This window comes from Falsiporphyromonas endometrii (genome assembly GCF_042654485.1).
Lineage (GTDB): Bacteria > Bacteroidota > Bacteroidia > Bacteroidales > Porphyromonadaceae > Porphyromonas > Porphyromonas endometrii.
On record NZ_JBHSGO010000198.1, the window covers coordinates 1 to 19,409 of the forward strand.

Genomic DNA, 19,409 nt, shown 5'->3' on the forward strand with positions numbered 1-19,409 from the left:
ATTATTCAGCCACCAATCTAAACACGTTGAGAAAGTTTGCTTTAGCCATTGTTTCTCAGTATAAAGACAAACTTTCCCTACGGAAGAGGTTGTTTAAGGCTGCTTTAAATATGGACTATCTCAAAAAACTGCTAAAGATTTGATGCGGTTGCCCTGAGGTACACATTCCAATTGTAGATTATAGATTAATTGCCTGCGTTGAAAGTTATCAATTGCGCCAAAATGCAGGGCTGAAGAGACAAAGGACAGTAAAAATTTCCAAACGTCCAATTAGCATTACAGCGCACAATATCAGCTTTGACATAGAGCTAAGTGAGGCGCAATCAAATGTAAGAGCTCCCAATCCCGGACCGCAGTTTCCGATACAGCTGATACAAGATGAGATACTCTCCTTGAATCCTACACCATCCAAGGTTAGGAAAAACACTGCAGCAAATAAAACGGCGAGATAGGCAAAGAAAAATGCCAACACTTGACTAACCAAACCACTCGGGATTACTATGCCGTTTGCTCTTACCGGCACAATTGCATTTGGATGCGATCTCTTCTTAAACTCATTGTGCAAGTTTTTGGAAATAACAAGTATACGACTAACCTTAAAACCACCCGATGTAGATCCGGATGATCCTCCAATAAACATCACAACAAGAGAGATGACCCAGAAGAATGGCCCCCATGAAGTAATGTCTTGTGTAAGATATCCGGTAGAGGTCATCATCGATCCAATTTGGAACAATGCTGCTCTAAATGACCCTTCGAAGGTATCAAAGAAATGATGAAACCAGAGATAGAGAGTTGTTACTGCAACAAAAAAGAATAATATCAATATAAACCATCTAAACTCTTCATCTTTAAACAGCTGCCCGGGCTTGCCAATCATACAAAAATAGGTAAGCGTCATATTGGTACCACAAAGAATCATAAAGATAGAGATGATATACTCAACATAGGAGGAATGATAATAGCCTATCCCTGCATTTTTGGTTGAATACCCCCCGGTAGCAGTACATGTAAATGCGTGGCAAATAGAATCGAAAAGATTCATTGGTCCAACCCAAAGAAAGATAACGAGCAATGTAGTCAAAGCAAGATATACCAAAGCTATCCGTTTGGCCACAGCACTGATTCGAGGTAAGAAGCGATCATGCATAATACCGGTTGTCTCGGCATTGTATATCGAAGTGGCCCCGGCATCACCTGTAATAACCGGCAACAAAGCCATCGTAAATACAATAATACCTATACCACCCTGCCACTGAATAATACTTCTCCAGAATAAAATACCATGGGGCAATTGCTCAACAGTCTTAAATACAGTGGCTCCCGTCGTCGTAAAACCTGACATTGTTTCAAAAAAGGCATCAGCCACTGTGGGCAAATAACCGCCAAAAACAAATGGCAACATTCCTACAACAGAGAAAAAGAACCATATCAAGGTAACCAAAAGCATTCCCTCTCTTCTACCCACTTTCTGTTTCTTGGCTCCATAACCTATCGCAAAACAACTGCCACCAAAGCAGAGCATAATAAGAGCAGTATATACAAACGGCAAAACATCGTCTCCGCCATATCCCAAGGAAACCAGGAGAGCTACTATCAGAAAACTGGTTTCGAATATACAAGTAAAACCCAGTAGCTTAAGGATAAACCTGATATTAACCTTCTTAATCATAAAATGTCAATTCTCTATAGATTTGCTTTGAAACAATTTTCTATAAATATAAGAGCGACTATTAGTTAGCCTTGAAAAGATCTGTCAGTTTATGCATAGAGGTACCCAAACAGAAAACGACCACATGATCTAAAGCTTCTATTTGGGTATCACCATCAATCATTTGTGGTGCGCCACCACGGACCATACCACCGAGAGTAATACCTTTGGGCAGATCCAAATCCTTGATTTTCTTCTTCGTTATTTTAGAATTTTTGCCTGCCACAAGCTCTGCAACGTCAGCATTGGCAATGGTAAGACATTTGACCGTAGCTGTATCGGCACCCAAAAGCATTCTGTGAATATATCCCGCTGCTATCAACTTTTTATTGATCAAAGTACCGATATCAAGCCTCTCTGCCAAGGGGATGTAGTCAATATTTTCCTCCTTGGCAATAGTTTTGAAGACCCCATATCGCTTGGCACTAAGACAAGCCAAGATATTAGTTTCGGAATTGCCTGTGAGGGCAATAAATACATCTGCCGTATCCAAACCGACCTCTTGAAGTAATTCTGGATCTCTTCCATCTCCATTAAATACCTGAACATTACTTGGCAATATGGCAGCAATCTCACTACAACGTTCCTTATCCTGCTCAATGATACTTATCTTGAGGGAATGAGGCATCATCTTGGCAGCAAGTACACCTATATGACTTGCTCCGAGGATAACGATGCGCTTGGCATCTCTTTTACTCTTTCCACACAGCTCTCTTATATCAATCAGGTGATTTTTGTTACAGGTAAAAAACACAATGTCTCCATGCATCACCTGCGTATTACCGGAAGGTATTATGGTTTCGAGGTCTCGCTTAATTGCAACAATATGCATAATCTTTTCTTTGGTAACAGTCAACTCACGAAGATATTTACCGACCAAAGGGGCTCCATTACGAACTTTAACTCCCACAAGAGCCAATGCCCCATCAAAAAGATCAACATACTGCCTTGCCCATGGATTTTCGATCGACGCCACAATCTCCTTAGAAGCCAACAACTCCGGATAAATCAAAACATCCAATCCTAATGTTACAAAGTACTTGACATACTCCGGATGCAAAAATTCTTTGTTATTGATACGGACAATCGTACGCTTGGCTCCCATTTTTGCAGCAAGCATTCCAACCATAATATTGGAAGCCTCTTCAGGAAGGACGCTAACAAAAAGATCCGCATGATCCACCTCTGCCTCTTTTAAGGTATTGATGGAAGTAGGATCCTTGCAAATCGCCAAAATATCCGTTGCATACTCGGCATATTTCAGTTTCTTAGGATCACTGTCTATCAATGTAATATCCTGATCTTCACTGGACAGCATTCTGGCCAAGTGTGTACCAACCTCACCTGCACCGGCAATAATAACTCTCATAAATTTAGCATTTTTAGAGCTTGTTCGTAAATAGATTCGGCATCAAAATGGCAGTATTCTCTCTGCTGATCTTGACTACCATGTGGAATAAATTGATCGGGAATACCCAAGCGTTTGACCTGACCTTTATAACCATTTTCCATAAGGTAACAAAGAATCTGCGTTCCTACTCCTCCCCTAATAATACCATCTTCCACTGTTATGACAGCATCATAGTTTTGCATAATGTCATTGATCAAATCATAGTCCAGAGGCTTGGCAAAAACCATATCATACCAGCCGACCAACTTATTGTCGCTATCCTTAAAGCGATCAACGACCTTTTTGACAATATTGCCAACCGGACCGATTGTCAAAAAAGCGAGCTTCTCACCACGCTGCATCTCTCTTCCCTTACCAATGGGAAGCAACTTGGGTTCATTATGCCAATCTACAAGTACACCTTTGCCCCTTGGATAACGAATTGCCATAGGTCCGTCTTGTCCCTTATAAGCTGTATACATCAAGTTTCTCAACTCATGTTCATTGAGGGGAGAAGCGACCTTAAAGTTAGGAATTGTAGACAAATATGCAAGGTCAAAAGCCCCTTGATGTGTTGCTCCGTCTTCACCTACCAGTCCGGCACGATCCAAACAGAAGACAACCTTTATCTTAGCTATGGCCACATCATGAATCAACTGGTCATAAGCTCGTTGCATAAAGCTGGAATATATATTACAAAATGGCACCATTCCTCCTTTGGCCAACCCGGCAGAGAAGGTTACCGCATGCTCTTCAGCTATCCCGACATCATAAGCTCTTTGAGGAAATTCCTTCATCATATATGTCATAGAGCAACCTGTGGGCATAGCGGGTGTGACACCGACAATACGCTCATCCTGTCTTGCCAATTCTACTAAAGTTTTTCCAAAAACCTCTTGATAGTTTGGAGGTACAGCCTCCCCTGTATTTCCTTTGATTCGTTTTCCTGAAGCGACCTCGAATTTTCCCGGTGCATGCCAAACGGTTGCCTCCTCTTCTGCCGGTTTGTATCCTTTTCCCTTGATTGTCTTCAGATGCAGTATTTTGGGCCCCTTCATATCTTTTATATCTTGAAGGATCTCGACCGTCCTTATCACATCATTGCCATCAGTTGGTCCAAAATAACGAATACTAAATCCTTCAAAAAGATTGGGTTGTCTCGTAATAAGCCCTTTGAGACTATTATTGAATCGCAAGATTCCTCTTCGGTTTCGCTCATCAATCAGATTAAGTCTCTTCATCGTCCTATAAACATCGTATCGAACCCGATTGTAGGTTTTGCTGGTCGTAATATCTACCATATACTTATTTAGTCCTCCCACATTATGGTCGATAGACATATTGTTGTCATTAAGGACAATAAGCAAATTATTAGGGAAAGAAGATGTATTGTTGAGTCCCTCAAATGACAGACCTCCTGTCATGGATCCATCACCAATGATTGCCACAACATTGCGATCCTCGCCCAATTCTTTCGTAGCTACAGCCATTCCCAAAGCAGCACTTATCGAATTGGATGCATGGCCCGCGGTAAAAGTATCGTAATCACTTTCCTGTGGATCCGGAAATCCTGCCAATCCTCCCCATTGCCTTAAAGTTTCAAAACGATCCTTCCGTCCTGTAAGGATTTTGTGTGCATAAGCTTGATGCCCCACATCCCACACAAGCAAATCTTCCGGAGTGTCAAACACATAATGGAGAGCTACAGTCAATTCGACGGCTCCAAGGCTGGATCCCAAATGGCCGGGATGCTTCGACACAACCTCAAGAATATAATTACGAAGTTCTTCACATAAGTTAGGAAGTTGCTCTAACCTCAATTTCCTAAGATCAGATGGATAAGTGATTTTACTTAATAAAGGATATTGTTCTGGACTCATATTTCAAATGGAGTATTACCTTAAATCTGTGACAGATATTATAATGATAACGCAAATATAAAAGTCTTCCTAATATCTTGACAAACACCCATCAACAAAACCATATACCGACATCATGCTTTGAAGTTTGATAAAAATTGCAACATCTTAAAACCAAAAACACAAAGAGTCAGTCATTTTGTCTAACAGGTGAGTTTTGCTATCATTATATCCAACAAGAAGTTTTCAACTAACCGTCCCAAGTCAAGACCAATTAGTAGAAAACTTCTTAAAAAAGCTCTTTTGAATTAAGCTCGTTTTTATTTGAAAGAATGTCCGAACTCTTACATTCTATTTTCAATAAATTCAAAACAGCTTTTATTCACTATTTAAGGCATACATTATTATTAAAACAGACAGCACCAAAGTGCATGTCTTGAGACAAATGTACTCATTAATCTTCTATCAAACCTGCCATAAATCGACTGATCTGATCTGCCGGAAGTGTTTTTTGATTTCCCGAATGCATATTCTTAATGGTTATCATCGACTCACGGCATTCGTCTTCACCAATCAAGGCTACATAAGGAATTTGCATCGCATTGGCATAAGACATCTGCTTCTTCATCTTGGCTGTGTCCGTATAATAAGAGCACCTGATACCTTCGGAGCGAAGTTTCTTCATGACGCCAAGTACATAATCCGAAAATTCCTCACCAAAGTTTACAAACAAAATCTGAGTGTTTGTTTTTACCTCTTCCGGGAAGAGATCAAGTTGATTGAGCACATCAAAAATTCGGTCTGCTCCAAATGAGATCCCCACACCCGAGAGTCCGTCTACACCAAAGATGCCCGTAAGATTGTCATATCGACCACCACCGGTAATACTTCCCATTTCGACCGTCGTAGCCTTGACCTCGACGATGGCTCCCGTGTAATATGACAAACCTCTGGCAAGACTAATATCCAAAACCAATTCGGTCTGAAGATGCATATGTTCCAGACGATCCAATATAAAGGTAAGCTCCTCTACCCCTTTCAGGCCAATTTCACTACAAGCCAACTGCTCCTTGAGAGCAGAAAGTTTTTCTCTGTTAGAGCCTTGGATAAGCAAAAGGGGCTTCAGTTTTGACAACTCTTCATCGGTAAAACCTTTACCTCTCAATTCATCAAAAACCTTATCAAGACCAATTTTATCCAACTTGTCAATTGCCACAGTAATGTCCACAATCTTATCGGCACAACCTACAGCCTCAGCAATACCACTTAAGATCTTACGATTATTAAGCAATATCTTAACGGGGATCTTAAAGCGACGATACACCTCATCTATGATGCAGAGAAGCTCAACCTCATTTAGCAATGAATCTGACCCAATAATATCGGCATCACATTGATAAAACTCTCTATATCTACCCTTTTGAGGTCTGTCTGCTCGCCATACAGGCTGTATCTGATATCTCTTGAAAGGGAAACTTATCTCGTTTCGATGCATCACGACATAGCGTGCAAAAGGAACTGTAAGGTCATACCTTAGGCCCTTCTCACAAGCCTTAGCCGCAAATGTCACTGAAGGCATATCGGCGAGCTTTTCACGATCCATTTTAGAAAGGAAGTCTCCCGAATCTAATATCTTAAATAATAGACGGTCTCCTTCTTCTCCATACTTACCCATCAAAGTTGCCAGTGTCTCCATAGATGGAGTCTCTATGCAGCTAAAGCCGTATAAAGCATAAACATCTCTGATTGTCTGAAATATATAATTGCGTTTGGCCATCTCTTCAGGACCAAAGTCACGTGTTCCCTTAGGAATTGAAGGCTTATTCATATATAATATGTTTTATTTGTTATCAATTTAAATCCTTTCGTAGGTACAGAAAGTCAAATCAAAAGGATTCTTCTCATCACGTTGAAACTCTGTTTTACCCACAAGTTTCCACTTAGAGGTATCAAACCGAGGGAAAAAAGTATCTGCATCTGCTATCTCCGAATGAATATGTGTGATGTACATACGGTCTGCCAAATCTATGGCTTTGGCATAAAGCTGACCTCCTCCCATTATGAATAGTTCGTCTTCACCGAACTTACGAGCCATATCAAGAGCCAAATCAAGAGAGCTAACAACTTCCGCAGGATGAATATCTTCAGAGCGCAAAGTTGATGAAATCACCAAATTTCGTCGATTGGGAAGGGCCCCTTTGGGAAGAGAAAGAAATGTATTCTTTCCCATCACCACGGTATGATGCGAAGTAACCTCTTTGAAATGTTTCAAATCTCTTGGAAGATGCCAAGGCATATCATTATCCTTACCTATGGCAAAATTGTCCGAAACAGCTACTATGATTGATACTTTCATAATGATTGTTTTTAAATAAATTGGAGATAAATCAGATAGACACAACACCCGGGATATGCGGCCAAGCCTTATAGTTTATCAACTCAAAATCTTCATACTTAAATGAAAAGAGATCCTTAACATCCGGATTCAGAATCATTTGAGGAAGCTCTTTAGGCTCTCTCGTTAGTTGCAAATTGACTTGATCTATGTGATTAAGGTAAATATGAGCATCACCAAGCGTATGGACAAAATTGCCCTCTTGAAGACCTGTTACCTGAGCCATCATTTTTAGCAAAAGAGCATATGAAGCTATATTAAATGGAACGCCAAGGAAACAATCCGCACTACGTTGATAAAGCTGTAAACTTAACTTTCCGTCAGACACATAAAATTGCATCAGACAGTGACAAGGTGCAAGATGCATCTCAGGCAAATCAGCCACATTCCAAGCACTCACCAACATTCGACGACTATCCGGTTGTGTTTTTATAGTGTCTATGATTTGCTGTATCTGGTCGATACTTCCACCATTATAGTCGGGCCAAGAGCGCCACTGCTTGCCATAAATTGGACCAAGATCGCCAGTCACGGGATCGGCCCATTCGTTCCAAATTCTAACCCCATGATCTTGCAAGTATTTCACATTTGTATCGCCATTGAGAAACCAGAGTAATTCGTATATGATACTCTTCAAATGCAATTTTTTGGTTGTAAGTAATGGGAACCCTTTGGATAGGTCAAACACCATCTGATGCCCGAAAATTGAACGGGTACCTGTTCCTGTACGATCAGTCTTAATCGTACCTTCTTGCATAATTCTTCTCAACAAAGACAAATATTGCTGCATAAAGCTGAAAACTATTCCTTGTGTTGTTATATAATACTGAAAACAACCTATTATTAATGACAAGTCAGCGATGGAAAAGTGCTATTGCCATATAACAACCTTTTTTCATCGGCTATATTATTCAAAGGTACTACTTTTTCTTTATTAAAAACTCGTTTTGATTTATTGTAAAGTAATCGTAAGTGTTTAGATCTGCCTCCATTCTTACCTATTATTAAGGTATACAAATACTAATGATCAGGTATATTACCAATCCTACTCGAGTCCAAATTAATGTTCAAATACAAGTATTTTTATGCGATTTCTCTATCAAATAAATCGTAAAATAACAATTATTTAAGTCAAAAATAATCAATATATAACAGGTAAAATTGAGCTATTATTCATCAAAAATCGGCCGTATTTTCTCTTCAAAACAGGTCATCTTTCACAGAAACCACTTCTTATGAAATAAAACAGGTAAAGCAATATGTTAAATTATATATATACCACTTTAAATTAACAAATTGGCTCCTTTAAAATCAACTTTAGGCCGCCTTTTTAGGAAGGTCGCGCTACTTTCAATCCGTTCTCGCGCTACTTTGAAAGTAAACTCGCGCAAGGTTGCACCTGAAGTAGCGCGACTTTGCATGGCAAGGTCGCGCGAGATCAGATTGAAAGTCGCGCGAGAATAGATTGCTTCTTGCGCGAGCTTATTTGTTAAAATAGCACATAAAAAAGCCCGTTTCGTACTAATAAAACGGGCAAAGTCGGCATAAGGTCAAGATTCCCTAACCCAGAAATATATGGAATTCAGTATAAATAAGGTTTGATTGAGCCCCTTTTTGAATATTATATGTGAAAACATTATTTAACAGATAAAACGCTCTTTCAATGAGCTTCACAGCTCTCTTCAAAAGACTATCCGTAAGTTTATTTTTGAAGCTCGCAGAGATAGCAATTTGTTCGAAACCAATGAAACATATCTCACCAACTTGGAAGCATAATCTGCCAAGCAACATTGCAATCAAAAAGATGGTAAATGATATGATTATCTCCATGGTTTTTACTTTATCGTTTTTACTAAGGTAATAATTTACGAAGATATACCCAACTGACCGGGAAGGAAATCAAGGGCTAAAGAAAAGTTATTCTGACTATCTTTGCAACTTGATAAGGGGCTCTGCAAAGATTATGTTGGCCCACTAAATTAGACATACATTGTAATGGATCAAACTGAAATAGAATGCAACTGCTGCAATGACAACTGCAAAAGAGGATCAATAGAAGTTATTTGCGGATCTATGTTTAGCGGCAAGACAGAAGAGCTGCTAAGAAGATTGAGACGTGCCAAGATAGCTCGCCAAAAAGTTGAGATATTTAAGCCGGCCATCGACACAAGATACGATGAGACAGAAGTAGTTTCGCACGATCGCAATTCGATTCAAAGTACACCGGTAGACAATTCGGGCAATATACTATTGCTTGGATACGACACTGATGTTGTGGGCATTGACGAAGCTCAATTTTTTGACGAACAACTTCCCAATGTTGTTTCGCAATTGGCTGACAATGGCATTCGTGTCATTATAGCAGGTCTTGACATGGACTTTATGAGAAGGCCTTTTGGACCTATGCCTCAACTACTTTCGATAGCTGACTCGGTTACTAAAGTCCATGCTGTTTGTGTAGAATGTGGTCATCCCGCCAACTACAGCTATCGCATTGTCGAAGGATCGGAACAAGTTATGCTTGGAGAGTTGGGAGAATATCGCCCATTATGTAGAAAATGCTACCTCAATTTGGTAAAAGGAGAAGTTGAAAAAGACGAATAATCGTTTTGATTAGAAGTTATTGCATGTATAATTAAATATCAATCAAAGATGAAATTAAAAAACATTGGCACAGTAATGATTAGCTGTGCAACAGCTTTTTTGCTTGCCTCTTGCGGCACGACGAAGTGCGAACAAGCAGGCCAATACACTCTTGGAGGGAAATTGTATACTTCGGCTTGGATACAGCGCTCAGCCGAATACAAGGCTCTATGTCTTCAGGCTTACAACATTGCAACCGAAAGAATCGACAATCTGACTTCAAAACCACATTCAAAACCATTGGCAATTGTGACAGATATTGACGAAACAATCGTTGACAATAGCCCCAATTGTGTACATAATGCAATAAAAGGAGAAGACTATTCGAGCCAATCTTGGCATGAATGGTGTGCCAAAGGTGAGGCAAAACCTCTTGAAGGAGCTATTGCATTTTTCAATCATGCTGCCCAAAAAGGAGTCACTGTATTTTATATTTCGAATAGAGACCATAAGGATCGTCAGGGAACTCTCAAAAACCTTCAAAAGTTAGGATTTCCATTTGCTGACGAAGAACATTTGGTGACAAGAGACAACACCTCTGATAAGCAACCAAGAAGGGATATGGTATTGAAGAATTACGACATTGTTATGCTTCTTGGCGACAACTTAGGAGATTTCGAATCGGTCTTTGATTCTGCCAATGAAAATGTAAGGAACGAAGCCGTTAAGAAATTTGCAAATCAGTTTGGCAATAAGTTTATTGTTCTTCCAAATCCGAACTATGGTACTTGGGAAAAAGCCATGAACGGTGGCTATCCTTCACTTAAGGAAAGAGATCAAAAACTATTCAAAGAGCTGACCACTTATTGATGAAGCTTTGGAGTAAGGTCAAAAGCGATACAAACGGCTGTGAACACCGAGTGCTCACAGCCGTTATTACATAACGCCCCAATATACAGAAGGATAAGAAGCATTATCCTATTTGAATCAAAGCATTGCAAAAGACTTTCACAAGTAAGAGCTCTAACAGAACATCTTTGATCTAAAGAGATTTGATTCGTTCTCAATAGGGAGTTTTTGCAAGATACTTCAATTGATTATTCGGATAGAAAAGCTACCTTTACGCGAGGAAGGTTTTTGCCATAGTTCGAGTCTGAATCAACTTAAAATAACTTCATAATTGCAAAATACCTTCATATGTTAAGACATTAGTCATTATACTGCTTCACAATCATCGGTATTGACTAATAAACGTGTTTGTATATAACTAATTAGCTATAATTAATTTCGGTTCTTGAATGGACTTTCTCAAAAGGCACTGGAAAAAGATATTACTCTGGACCATCCTGACACCACCTGCGCTAATCGTATTGCTAATCATAGCATTATATCTTCCTCCTGTACAGGATTGGGCAACGAAAATAGCATCCGAAAAAGTATCAGAGGCAACAGGAATGCAAGTCAAAGTTGGCAAACTCAGACTTGGCTTTCCATTATCACTTTATCTTGAAGATCTAAAGGCCTCCAAGGGGGCAGAGGAGACCATAGCTTCGCTCAAAGAACTACGATTGGATGTCTCTCTTATGCCGTTATTTAGCAAAGAGGTAGATGTCAGTGGACTCGGACTGAGAGATGCTTATATCAACTACACTGACAGCGCCGGGCTCACACATTTGAGAGCCTATATCGGTGAATTGCAAGGGGAACTTATCCATGTCATTCCCAATAAGTACAAAGCCAATCTTGGTAGATGGCTAATTAGCAACTCGGATATCTATTTTTCTTCTGTAGATACGGTCCAAGACACAACCAAGAAAGAACCACTCAAATGGATTTTGGCCTTGACCAGCATTGATATTAACAATGTCAAAGCCAAAATAGAACTTCCTTATGACAGCCTATACACAAGAGCCGTCATAGGTGATGCCACAATTTCCAAAGTAAATGCAAATCTTGGTACTAACCTGTATCAAGTAGGGAGAGTCAATATCAATCATTCAGGTATCAGCTATGCCAAGGATAGACGTGGCCCGGAACGTAAGGGAGTATTGGACTACAATCATATACGCTTGCAAGACCTCAATATTGAAGCTCGAAATATCACATCACAACTGAGTACCCTAAGGGTAAAGATCAACAATGCCTCAGCGAAAGAACAATCCGGCCTTCAAATTGACCGCTTAGAGGCCATTTACGATATGGACTCCCTGGGTCTCAAAGCCTCCAATGTTCTATTGAAGACTCCGGACTCGAAGATTACAGCAGATGTAACCATGCCTTTTAGCTCCTTCTCGAATGGACAAGGGATGACTAAAGCTAAGATTGCGGCCTCGATAGGGACAAGAGATATTGCTATATTGTCCGGATATGGACTCGAAGAATCATTGATTAAAGGAGGACTCAACAAAATATCCACACAATCATCTTCTATCAAAAGACAACTTCCCAACATTGAACTCGATGCCGATATTAGTGTCAGCAAAAAAGATCTCCAAATTAATAGTCTGAATCTAAACTGGCCCAACTATCTACATGCCGAAAGTAAAGGTGAGCTATTGGATTACAACAATACCCACCTTATGAGAGGGAAGATTACTTTTGATGCCGATTGTGGCAAGTACGCACAAAGGCTTCTCTCTTTGGCCGGAAAAGGATTTAGCAATGAATATCGAATCCCAAAAGGAATTAAACTTCGAGGGGACATTATTGCCTCCAAAGAGAAATACAATATCAATGCATTCCTAAAAGATCAAGCTAATCGGTTGAATTTGTTCGGATATTTTATGCCTGCAAACAATGGCTATAAAGTTAATCTAAAGGCCCACAATATTGATGTCAGGAGATATATGCCCAAAGACTCGATCGGAACAATCAACTTTGAAGTCGCAGCCTTAGGAAACGGTTTTGATCCCTTCGACAAAAGAACGAAAACAAACATCATAGCAAAGGTTAACCATGCCGAATACGGACATTTTGTAATAGACAGCCTACGACTTGACGGAAATCTCAATAAAGGTCTTCTTACCGTAGGATTTGACAGTCATCAACCGGGAGCCAAACTACTGGCCAGACTTGATGCTTCACTAAATAAAAGCGGACTTGAAGGCAGTATCATCTTGGATATCGACACCATTGATCTTAAAATGATGCATCTGAGCAATGACCCAATAGCCTTTTCTACCAGTATGCAAGGCGAATTGAGATCGAACCTCAAAGATACACATCGACTATCCATCAATCTTATCGATCTTCAAGCTCATATAGCAAACGATGCAATACATACAAATCAAGTACAATTTAATGTGAACAGCTCTCCTGACAGCACTTATGCATACTTAGGAGCCGGAGACTTCTTTTGCAGACTCAAGATTGACGACAACATATATACTTTTGCAGACAGATTTGATAAGATAAGTAAGTACATAGAGAAGCAACTTGCCTACGAGCCTAATGGCATAGACTCGCTTGGAAATATGACCTATATCAATTCATTACTTCCAACCATGTCACTGAAACTCTATGGAGGAAAAAACAATTTTATCAAAGAGTATCTAAAGTATAAACGAATCAAGTATGCAAACGCAGAAGCTCTAATCAAAACTTCACCACAAAATGGTTTGAGTGGGATGATTGACCTTCAAGACTTCCAACAAGACACAACCAGGATAAACAAACTACTTGTGGTCATTGGAAAAAACTCAAACCATCAATTCTTCTCAACCAACGAATCTCCAATATTCAAACCGGGAATAGGATATTGCTATGCTCAAGATTTGGGACACTTAGAACACCATATTCCAAAAGCTGACTCAATAGACAATGACCCATCCAAATTTTTGGATGCACTCGTTATTATCAACAAAGATGCCTACCGAAATCAACAAGCCTTCAATATCAAACTTGGAGCAAGGATGGCTCCCAATGGACTTGCTCTTAGAGGACAGATGTTTGGCAATGGTAACTCACCTGATTATCAAGGAGGAATAAAGGCTTTCTGGAACAATGACGGATACGGTATTCATATTGAACAAGGAGCCTACCCTCTTACTATTCTAAAAAACCTGTTTAAGGTCAACCCGGACAATTACATTTTTGTAAAGAAAGACTTCAAGCACTTTAGTGCCAACATGAATATCAATGGTCCAAACGATGCCCTACTTAGATTAAATACTGTAGATACAATACCTGGACAACAAGAGATAATGCTTGGAATAGAGAGGCTTAAACTGAGCATGCTCAAATCCTTGCCGGGTATGAGTTCATTGGACGGCTTAATGTTTGCAGATCTCAAAGTCGAAGTTCAGAGTGGCAATATTGGCGACTTTGTCGCTTCGGGAGATGTATCTGTCAACAATCTCTCCTATGATGGCAACAATGTCGGCAACTTTGCATTTGCCGGTTTCTACCAACCCAAAGACAACAACTCTCACTACATCACTGCCAATATATCTTACAATGGCAATACAGCAATGAATGTAGATGGTACATTTAGTCCGGCTAAAGAAGATCCACTCTATGCCGATATTGTTTTTGATCACTTCCCTCTTGCTATCGCCAACCCATTTATTGGTGCAGATAATGGAAGTTTGGCAGGTGCGGCTAACGGACAGTTGATTGTCAATGGCAAGACCGATTCGCCCATGATTAACGGAAAAGTAAGTATGGTCGATGGGGAAGCTCATATCAATACTTTGGGATCTACTATATATACAGACAGCATTCCTTTGCGCTTTGACAACTCCACACTCTATTTCGATAAGTATCGTCTATTGACGGCAAAAAACAGTAAACAGGCCTTAACTATAGATGGACTGTTTAATATCTTTGGTAAACGCCCAATGTATGCAGACTTAAATATCAATGCCAATGATTTAACTGTATTGGATACCAAGGAGGCCAAAGGTGATGACCAACTATATGGAAGACTTATCATGTCTACAAATATGAATATCACAGGCCCGGTAAGCGCCCTAAAAATAAGAGGTGGATTAGATATACAGGGAGGTACCAATTGCACATATATTTACAAGGACAGCCCTATCAAAGCATCCGACAATATGGCAGATATGGTACAGTTTGTAGACTTTACAGATAGCACAACCATAGCTGAGTCTCAAGTACAACCTCTCGAACTCGGAGGCTTGGATATCCTTCTCGGCATCCACATTGCTCCGGCAGTGCAGGTTGGTGTAGATCTTTCTGATGGTCACAATGATTATGTAAAGCTTATGGGAGGTGGAGATCTCACCTTTACTTATCCACCTTATGGCGAAATGAGCCTGAGTGGAAGATATGACATGACGGGAGGAGGTACAGCCAAATACACCATTCCTGTCATTGGAAGCAAAATCTTTAATGTTAGTCCTCAAAGCTACATCTCTTGGACGGGTGACGTTGGCAATCCAATGATCAACTTTGTTGCCACCCAGACGATCAAGGCTGATGTGACAACTACCGATGACAAATCAAGAAAGGTCAATTTTAATGTAGGAATTGTTGTCAACGAAACACTCGATCACCTCAATTTGAGATTTGATCTCTCTGCTCCGGATGATCTCGATATGCAGACTCAAATCAACTCTATGAGTGTAGAAGAGAGAGGTAAGCAAGCTATTGGACTTATGGCTACCGGTATGTATCTCGGAAGCAGCTCTTCAGGTAAAATGAACTTCAACAACGCTCTTAGCTCACTTATTCAGAAAGAGTTGAGCAATGTTACCAATAAGCTCTTGGAAGGTTCAGATCTTAGTATAGGCATGGAAAATAGCGCAGACGGTGATTTCATGAAAAATGGGAGCAGCGATATAACTTACAGCTTCAGCAAAAGGCTCTTCAATGATCGTATGAAAGTAATCGTTGGCGGAAAGGTACAGACCGGGAATGCAGTCTCTGCCAATGATCAGTCTTTTATCGACAACATATCCGTAGAATACAGACTTGATCAAGCAGGCAATCACTATATCAAGATTTTCCATCAAAAGAACAATGATAATATCTTCGAAGGCGAAATATCAGAAACCGGTATAGGATATGTCATCAAAAGAAAGCTCAATCGTTTGGGTGAATTATTCAACTTTAGGAAACGAAAACCGACTCCGGTTTCCGAAAAGAAAGACAACCCTACAAATCTCTAATTGCATAACAAGGCACGCTGAAATGAAGAAGCATCTAACAGTTATATTTGGATTGATCATATCTTTGGGGATCTATGGGTGTAGCACAACCTCAAAATTAGATCCGGAGGATCAGCTATATACCGGCATGAAAAAGATAAAATTCTATGATAAGGATAACTCTCAACATGCCGAAACAACCATCTCAAATATCGAAAATGTACTTAATGCCAGCCCTAACAATTCATTTATGGGGGGAACAAAACAAATGACATTTATACCTCCTATCGGTTTGTGGATGTACAATAAGTATGTAGATGACAGTACCGGTTTCGGAAAATGGATGTTCAAAAGATTTGCCACTAAACCCATCACCATTAAAAGTGTAAATCCTAAGAATAGATGCCTTGTAGCCAAAAGTATTCTTAATGAAGCCGGATATTTTCATGGTAGTACCAATTACGAGATTTTAACCAATAAGAGGAACCCTAAAAAGGCTGAGATCAAATACTATGTTACCATGGGGCCCGCGATGAAATATGGCGAGATTATGCCTCTCAATGCTTCTGGAATACCGGACTCAATTAAAACTAAAGAATGGAACTTTCAGTTTCTAAAACCCGGGGCTCCCTTTTCTATCGAGGATATGAAAAGAGAGAGAGAAGCCATATCCTCAGCTATGCGTAACGACGGATTTTACTTCATAAACTCAGATGCTATTATCTTCCAGGTCGACACCCTTATAAAAACAGGATTTGCCTCTGTAAAGACTACATTTAGAAAAGATTTACCCAAGGAAGTTTTTCACAAGTGGCAAACCAATAAGATTAGCATCGTTATGAATGGTCTCGAAGGTCAAACACCCAACAATGAGATCAACTATAAAGGTCTAAAAGTGAGATTCTATGGAAAAAAGCCACCCGTAAGATTAGGTGTTTTAAGGCAACACATAAGATTCAAAGAAGGAAAACTTTACACCCAATTTGATGAAGACATGACCCGCCAAGCCTTGGCCAGGTTAGGAGCATTTGGAGGAATGGAGTATCGATTCATCCCCGATACACAAGACTCTTTGACAAGTTTTGAAGATATCGGAAAGTTAAACATTAGCATACTTGCCAGTCAAGATAAGCCGTGGGATGCATCTCTTGAGGGGTCATTCAAAATCAAAAGCAACAACTATATGGGACCGGGACTCAAATTCTCAATGGCCAAAAGAAATGTTTTCGGAGGTGGTGAGAAAGTCAGCTTTGACATTTATGGTTCTTATGAATTGCAAGCAGGTCACAGACAGCAAACCGGCACCAAATTTTTTGATATGAATAGCTATGAAGTAGGAACATCTCTCAACTTCACCTTTCCAAATATCCTTTGGCCCGGACTTACCGACAGATACTACTTCTTCCCTACAACAACCAATTTTCAGTTGTCTTCATCAATGCTCAATAGAGCCGGCTTCTTTAGTATGGTAAACTTAGGACTTAATGCCATGTATGAATTTCAACCACATAGTCAGCATAAGCACACGATTTACCCTATCAAGCTCAACTACAATTTGATGCAGCATAAGACACAAAAATTTGAAGAGATACTACAAGACAATCCGGCCCTCAGACTTAGTCTTCGTAGCCAATTAATTCCTCAAATGTCTTATACATATACATACGACAACTACTTTAGCAAAAAAAGAGCTCATCATATTTGGTTTGAATTGGGATTTTCTCAAGCAGGGAATATCATCAATGCTCTATATTCATTAGGTCCAAAGAGATACAATGAAACAAAAAAGATATTGGGGGTACCCTTCTCTCAGTTTGTCAAAGCTACGGCAGAAGTAAGATACACATTCAATATCGATAGAAATCAAGCTATCGCAACCAGATTAGGTGCCGGTGCTATCTATGCATATGGCAATATGGATGTTGCACCATACAGCGAACAATTTTATGTCGGTGGAGCAAACAGCATTAGAGCTTTTACAGTGAGAAGTATAGGACCGGGTAAGTATATTCCAAACAAAAACAATAAATACGGCTTCCTCGATCAATCAGGAGACCTCAAACTCGAATTCAATACAGAATATCGCTTTAGACTAATTGGAGACTTATATGGAGCACTCTTTGTCGATGCCGGTAATATATGGTTGCTGAGGAAGGATATTAATAGACCCGGAGGATCTATTTCTGAAATCAACGGGGTAAGCGACTTCTTCAAGCAAATAGCTCTTGGCACCGGTACAGGATTTAGATATGACCTAACCTTTTTAGTAGTAAGACTTGACTTTGGATATGGACTTCACTTGCCTTATGACACCGGCAAAAAAGGTTATTTCAATGTACCTAAGTTTAAAGATGGATTTGGTATTCATATAGCCATAGGATATCCTTTCTAATAAACTCCATTGAGCCAACCATTAAAACTCTTCTTGAAGTATTCTACCACAATTTGTTATAAGAAAAGAACAAATACCCACTTTTTTGTTGATTCAAAGGCAATCAATATATCTTTCCTATTAAAAATATATTATAAACGCTACTTTATTAGTTTTATTTAATATATTTGCATACGAAAGATGAGAGAGATCATCTTTTAGGTGAGATAATCTAAAAAGCACTTTCTACTTAGCAGCGACAGCAACTATCTGTCAATAAGCTAATATATTAATGTAATGGACGAATTTGTCTTAATTGAATATTACTTCAAATGCTTTAGACACTATATTGATTTCTCTGGAAGAGCAAATAGAAAAGAGTTCTGGACATTTGTTGTGGTAAATATAATTATATCTATTCCTTTTATCATCCTTTTCCTTTCAGGAATGTGGGATTATGAGGAATGTAACAACAGCACAATGCTTTACATCGGTGCTGTGCTACTGTTTTTATGGACTGTTATTACCGGTATTCCTAAGATATCAGCGGCTGTCAGACGCCTCCATGATACCGGTAGATCGGGGTTTTGGCTATTAATATTATTCCTTCCGGGGATTGGTAGTTTGATTCTAATTACACTACTCCTCCTTAAAGGTGATGATGAAGAAAACAAATATGGTTTCCCGCCCTCCGATTTATTTGAGTAAGCAATGATACATTAATTTACAAAAGACATGATTTAACGTCAAACTATACATATTAAAAAATATTGCTGTCCGATAAAAGTTGGAAATGACATATTAAGGATGCTCAATCGCCGAATACATGCGGTTGAGCATTTCATTTTTACAAGATAAGCCCCCCCCTAATCAAAAAGCGAGGGTATTAAAGGGGTATCTGCCCGAGCTTTTAGAAGTACTTCCCAATCTTTTTCGGGGTGATTGAACAAGCTATAGAAGTCTACATAGTACATAAGGGTTATCCTA

At 39.5% G+C, this 19,409-nt stretch carries 12 protein-coding genes and 1 pseudogene; 6 read left to right on the forward strand and 7 right to left on the reverse strand.

All coding sequences use genetic code 11. The features are described 5' to 3' along the window. Positions 1-143: pseudogene (locus tag ACFO3G_RS07305) on the forward strand (ISAs1-like element ISPg6 family transposase); the annotation flags it as partial. A gap of 65 nt (positions 144-208) precedes the next feature. Here ACFO3G_RS07305 and ACFO3G_RS07310 read toward each other — a convergent pair. The 7 genes from ACFO3G_RS07310 to ACFO3G_RS07340 all read right to left on the reverse strand — a co-directional run bounded on the left by ACFO3G_RS07310 (position 209) and on the right by ACFO3G_RS07340 (position 9,185). Further along, entirely contained in the window at positions 209-1,672 is a 1,464-nt protein-coding gene (locus tag ACFO3G_RS07310; RefSeq protein ID WP_380079438.1) for a TrkH family potassium uptake protein, read from the reverse strand. Between the two features lie 61 nt (positions 1,673-1,733). Then, on the reverse strand, positions 1,734-3,080 hold the full coding sequence (trkA, locus tag ACFO3G_RS07315; protein WP_380079440.1) for a Trk system potassium transporter TrkA: 1,347 nt from the start codon (positions 3,078-3,080) through the stop codon (positions 1,734-1,736). After that, positions 3,077-4,981 carry a 1-deoxy-D-xylulose-5-phosphate synthase gene (gene dxs / locus ACFO3G_RS07320; RefSeq protein ID WP_380079442.1) on the reverse strand — a complete coding sequence of 635 codons (1,905 nt, stop codon included), beginning with the start codon at positions 4,979-4,981 and terminating at the stop codon, positions 3,077-3,079. The genes trkA and dxs overlap by 4 nt, the downstream gene beginning before the upstream one ends. 433 nt (positions 4,982-5,414) lie before the next feature. Next, positions 5,415-6,788 carry a histidine--tRNA ligase gene (gene hisS / locus ACFO3G_RS07325; RefSeq protein ID WP_380079444.1) on the reverse strand — a complete coding sequence of 458 codons (1,374 nt, stop codon included), beginning with the start codon at positions 6,786-6,788 and terminating at the stop codon, positions 5,415-5,417. A 27-nt stretch (positions 6,789-6,815) separates the two neighbouring features. Next, a complete protein-coding gene (locus ACFO3G_RS07330; RefSeq protein ID WP_380079446.1) occupies positions 6,816-7,316 on the reverse strand; it encodes a dihydrofolate reductase in 501 nt (166 codons plus the stop codon). Positions 7,317-7,347: 31 nt separating this feature from the next. Further along, complete coding sequence (locus ACFO3G_RS07335; protein ID WP_380079448.1) at positions 7,348-8,145, reverse strand: thymidylate synthase; 798 nt, start codon at positions 8,143-8,145, stop codon at positions 7,348-7,350. A 770-nt stretch (positions 8,146-8,915) separates the two neighbouring features. Further along, positions 8,916-9,185, reverse strand: coding sequence for a hypothetical protein (locus ACFO3G_RS07340; protein ID WP_380079450.1), 270 nt, complete (start codon positions 9,183-9,185; stop codon positions 8,916-8,918). Between the two features lie 165 nt (positions 9,186-9,350). Here ACFO3G_RS07340 and ACFO3G_RS07345 point away from each other — a divergent pair, with 165 nt between their 5' ends. From ACFO3G_RS07345 to ACFO3G_RS07365, 5 genes are all read left to right on the forward strand, one after another. After that, positions 9,351-9,959 (forward strand): thymidine kinase, encoded by a 609-nt coding sequence (locus tag ACFO3G_RS07345; RefSeq protein WP_380079452.1) that lies wholly within the window; start codon positions 9,351-9,353, stop codon positions 9,957-9,959. Positions 9,960-10,007: 48 nt separating this feature from the next. Further along, a complete protein-coding gene (locus tag ACFO3G_RS07350; RefSeq protein ID WP_380079454.1) occupies positions 10,008-10,808 on the forward strand; it encodes a 5'-nucleotidase, lipoprotein e(P4) family in 801 nt (266 codons plus the stop codon). A gap of 428 nt (positions 10,809-11,236) precedes the next feature. Beyond that, positions 11,237-16,072 carry a translocation/assembly module TamB domain-containing protein gene (locus tag ACFO3G_RS07355; RefSeq protein WP_380079456.1) on the forward strand — a complete coding sequence of 1,612 codons (4,836 nt, stop codon included), beginning with the start codon at positions 11,237-11,239 and terminating at the stop codon, positions 16,070-16,072. 22 nt (positions 16,073-16,094) lie between these two features. Then, entirely contained in the window at positions 16,095-18,443 is a 2,349-nt protein-coding gene (gene tamL, locus ACFO3G_RS07360) for a translocation and assembly module lipoprotein TamL (protein WP_380079458.1), read from the forward strand. 276 nt (positions 18,444-18,719) lie between these two features. Then, entirely contained in the window at positions 18,720-19,130 is a 411-nt protein-coding gene (locus ACFO3G_RS07365) for a DUF805 domain-containing protein (RefSeq protein WP_380079460.1), read from the forward strand. Positions 19,131-19,409 lie beyond the last annotated feature (279 nt).

Excerpts from the sequence above, each read along its gene's own strand:
- ACFO3G_RS07310 (WP_380079438.1), bottom strand. The coding sequence starts at position 1,672 with ATGATTAAGAAGGTTAATATCAGGTTTATCCTTAAGCTACTGGGTTTT.
- trkA (WP_380079440.1), bottom strand. The coding sequence starts at position 3,080 with ATGAGAGTTATTATTGCCGGTGCAGGTGAGGTTGGTACACACTTGGCC.
- dxs (WP_380079442.1), bottom strand. The coding sequence starts at position 4,981 with ATGAGTCCAGAACAATATCCTTTATTAAGTAAAATCACTTATCCATCT.
- hisS (WP_380079444.1), bottom strand. The coding sequence starts at position 6,788 with ATGAATAAGCCTTCAATTCCTAAGGGAACACGTGACTTTGGTCCTGAA.
- ACFO3G_RS07330 (WP_380079446.1), bottom strand. The coding sequence starts at position 7,316 with ATGAAAGTATCAATCATAGTAGCTGTTTCGGACAATTTTGCCATAGGT.
- ACFO3G_RS07335 (WP_380079448.1), bottom strand. The coding sequence starts at position 8,145 with ATGCAGCAATATTTGTCTTTGTTGAGAAGAATTATGCAAGAAGGTACG.
- ACFO3G_RS07340 (WP_380079450.1), bottom strand. The coding sequence starts at position 9,185 with ATGGAGATAATCATATCATTTACCATCTTTTTGATTGCAATGTTGCTT.
- ACFO3G_RS07345 (WP_380079452.1), top strand. The coding sequence starts at position 9,351 with ATGGATCAAACTGAAATAGAATGCAACTGCTGCAATGACAACTGCAAA.
- ACFO3G_RS07350 (WP_380079454.1), top strand. The coding sequence starts at position 10,008 with ATGAAATTAAAAAACATTGGCACAGTAATGATTAGCTGTGCAACAGCT.
- ACFO3G_RS07355 (WP_380079456.1), top strand. The coding sequence starts at position 11,237 with ATGGACTTTCTCAAAAGGCACTGGAAAAAGATATTACTCTGGACCATC.
- tamL (WP_380079458.1), top strand. The coding sequence starts at position 16,095 with ATGAAGAAGCATCTAACAGTTATATTTGGATTGATCATATCTTTGGGG.
- ACFO3G_RS07365 (WP_380079460.1), top strand. The coding sequence starts at position 18,720 with ATGGACGAATTTGTCTTAATTGAATATTACTTCAAATGCTTTAGACAC.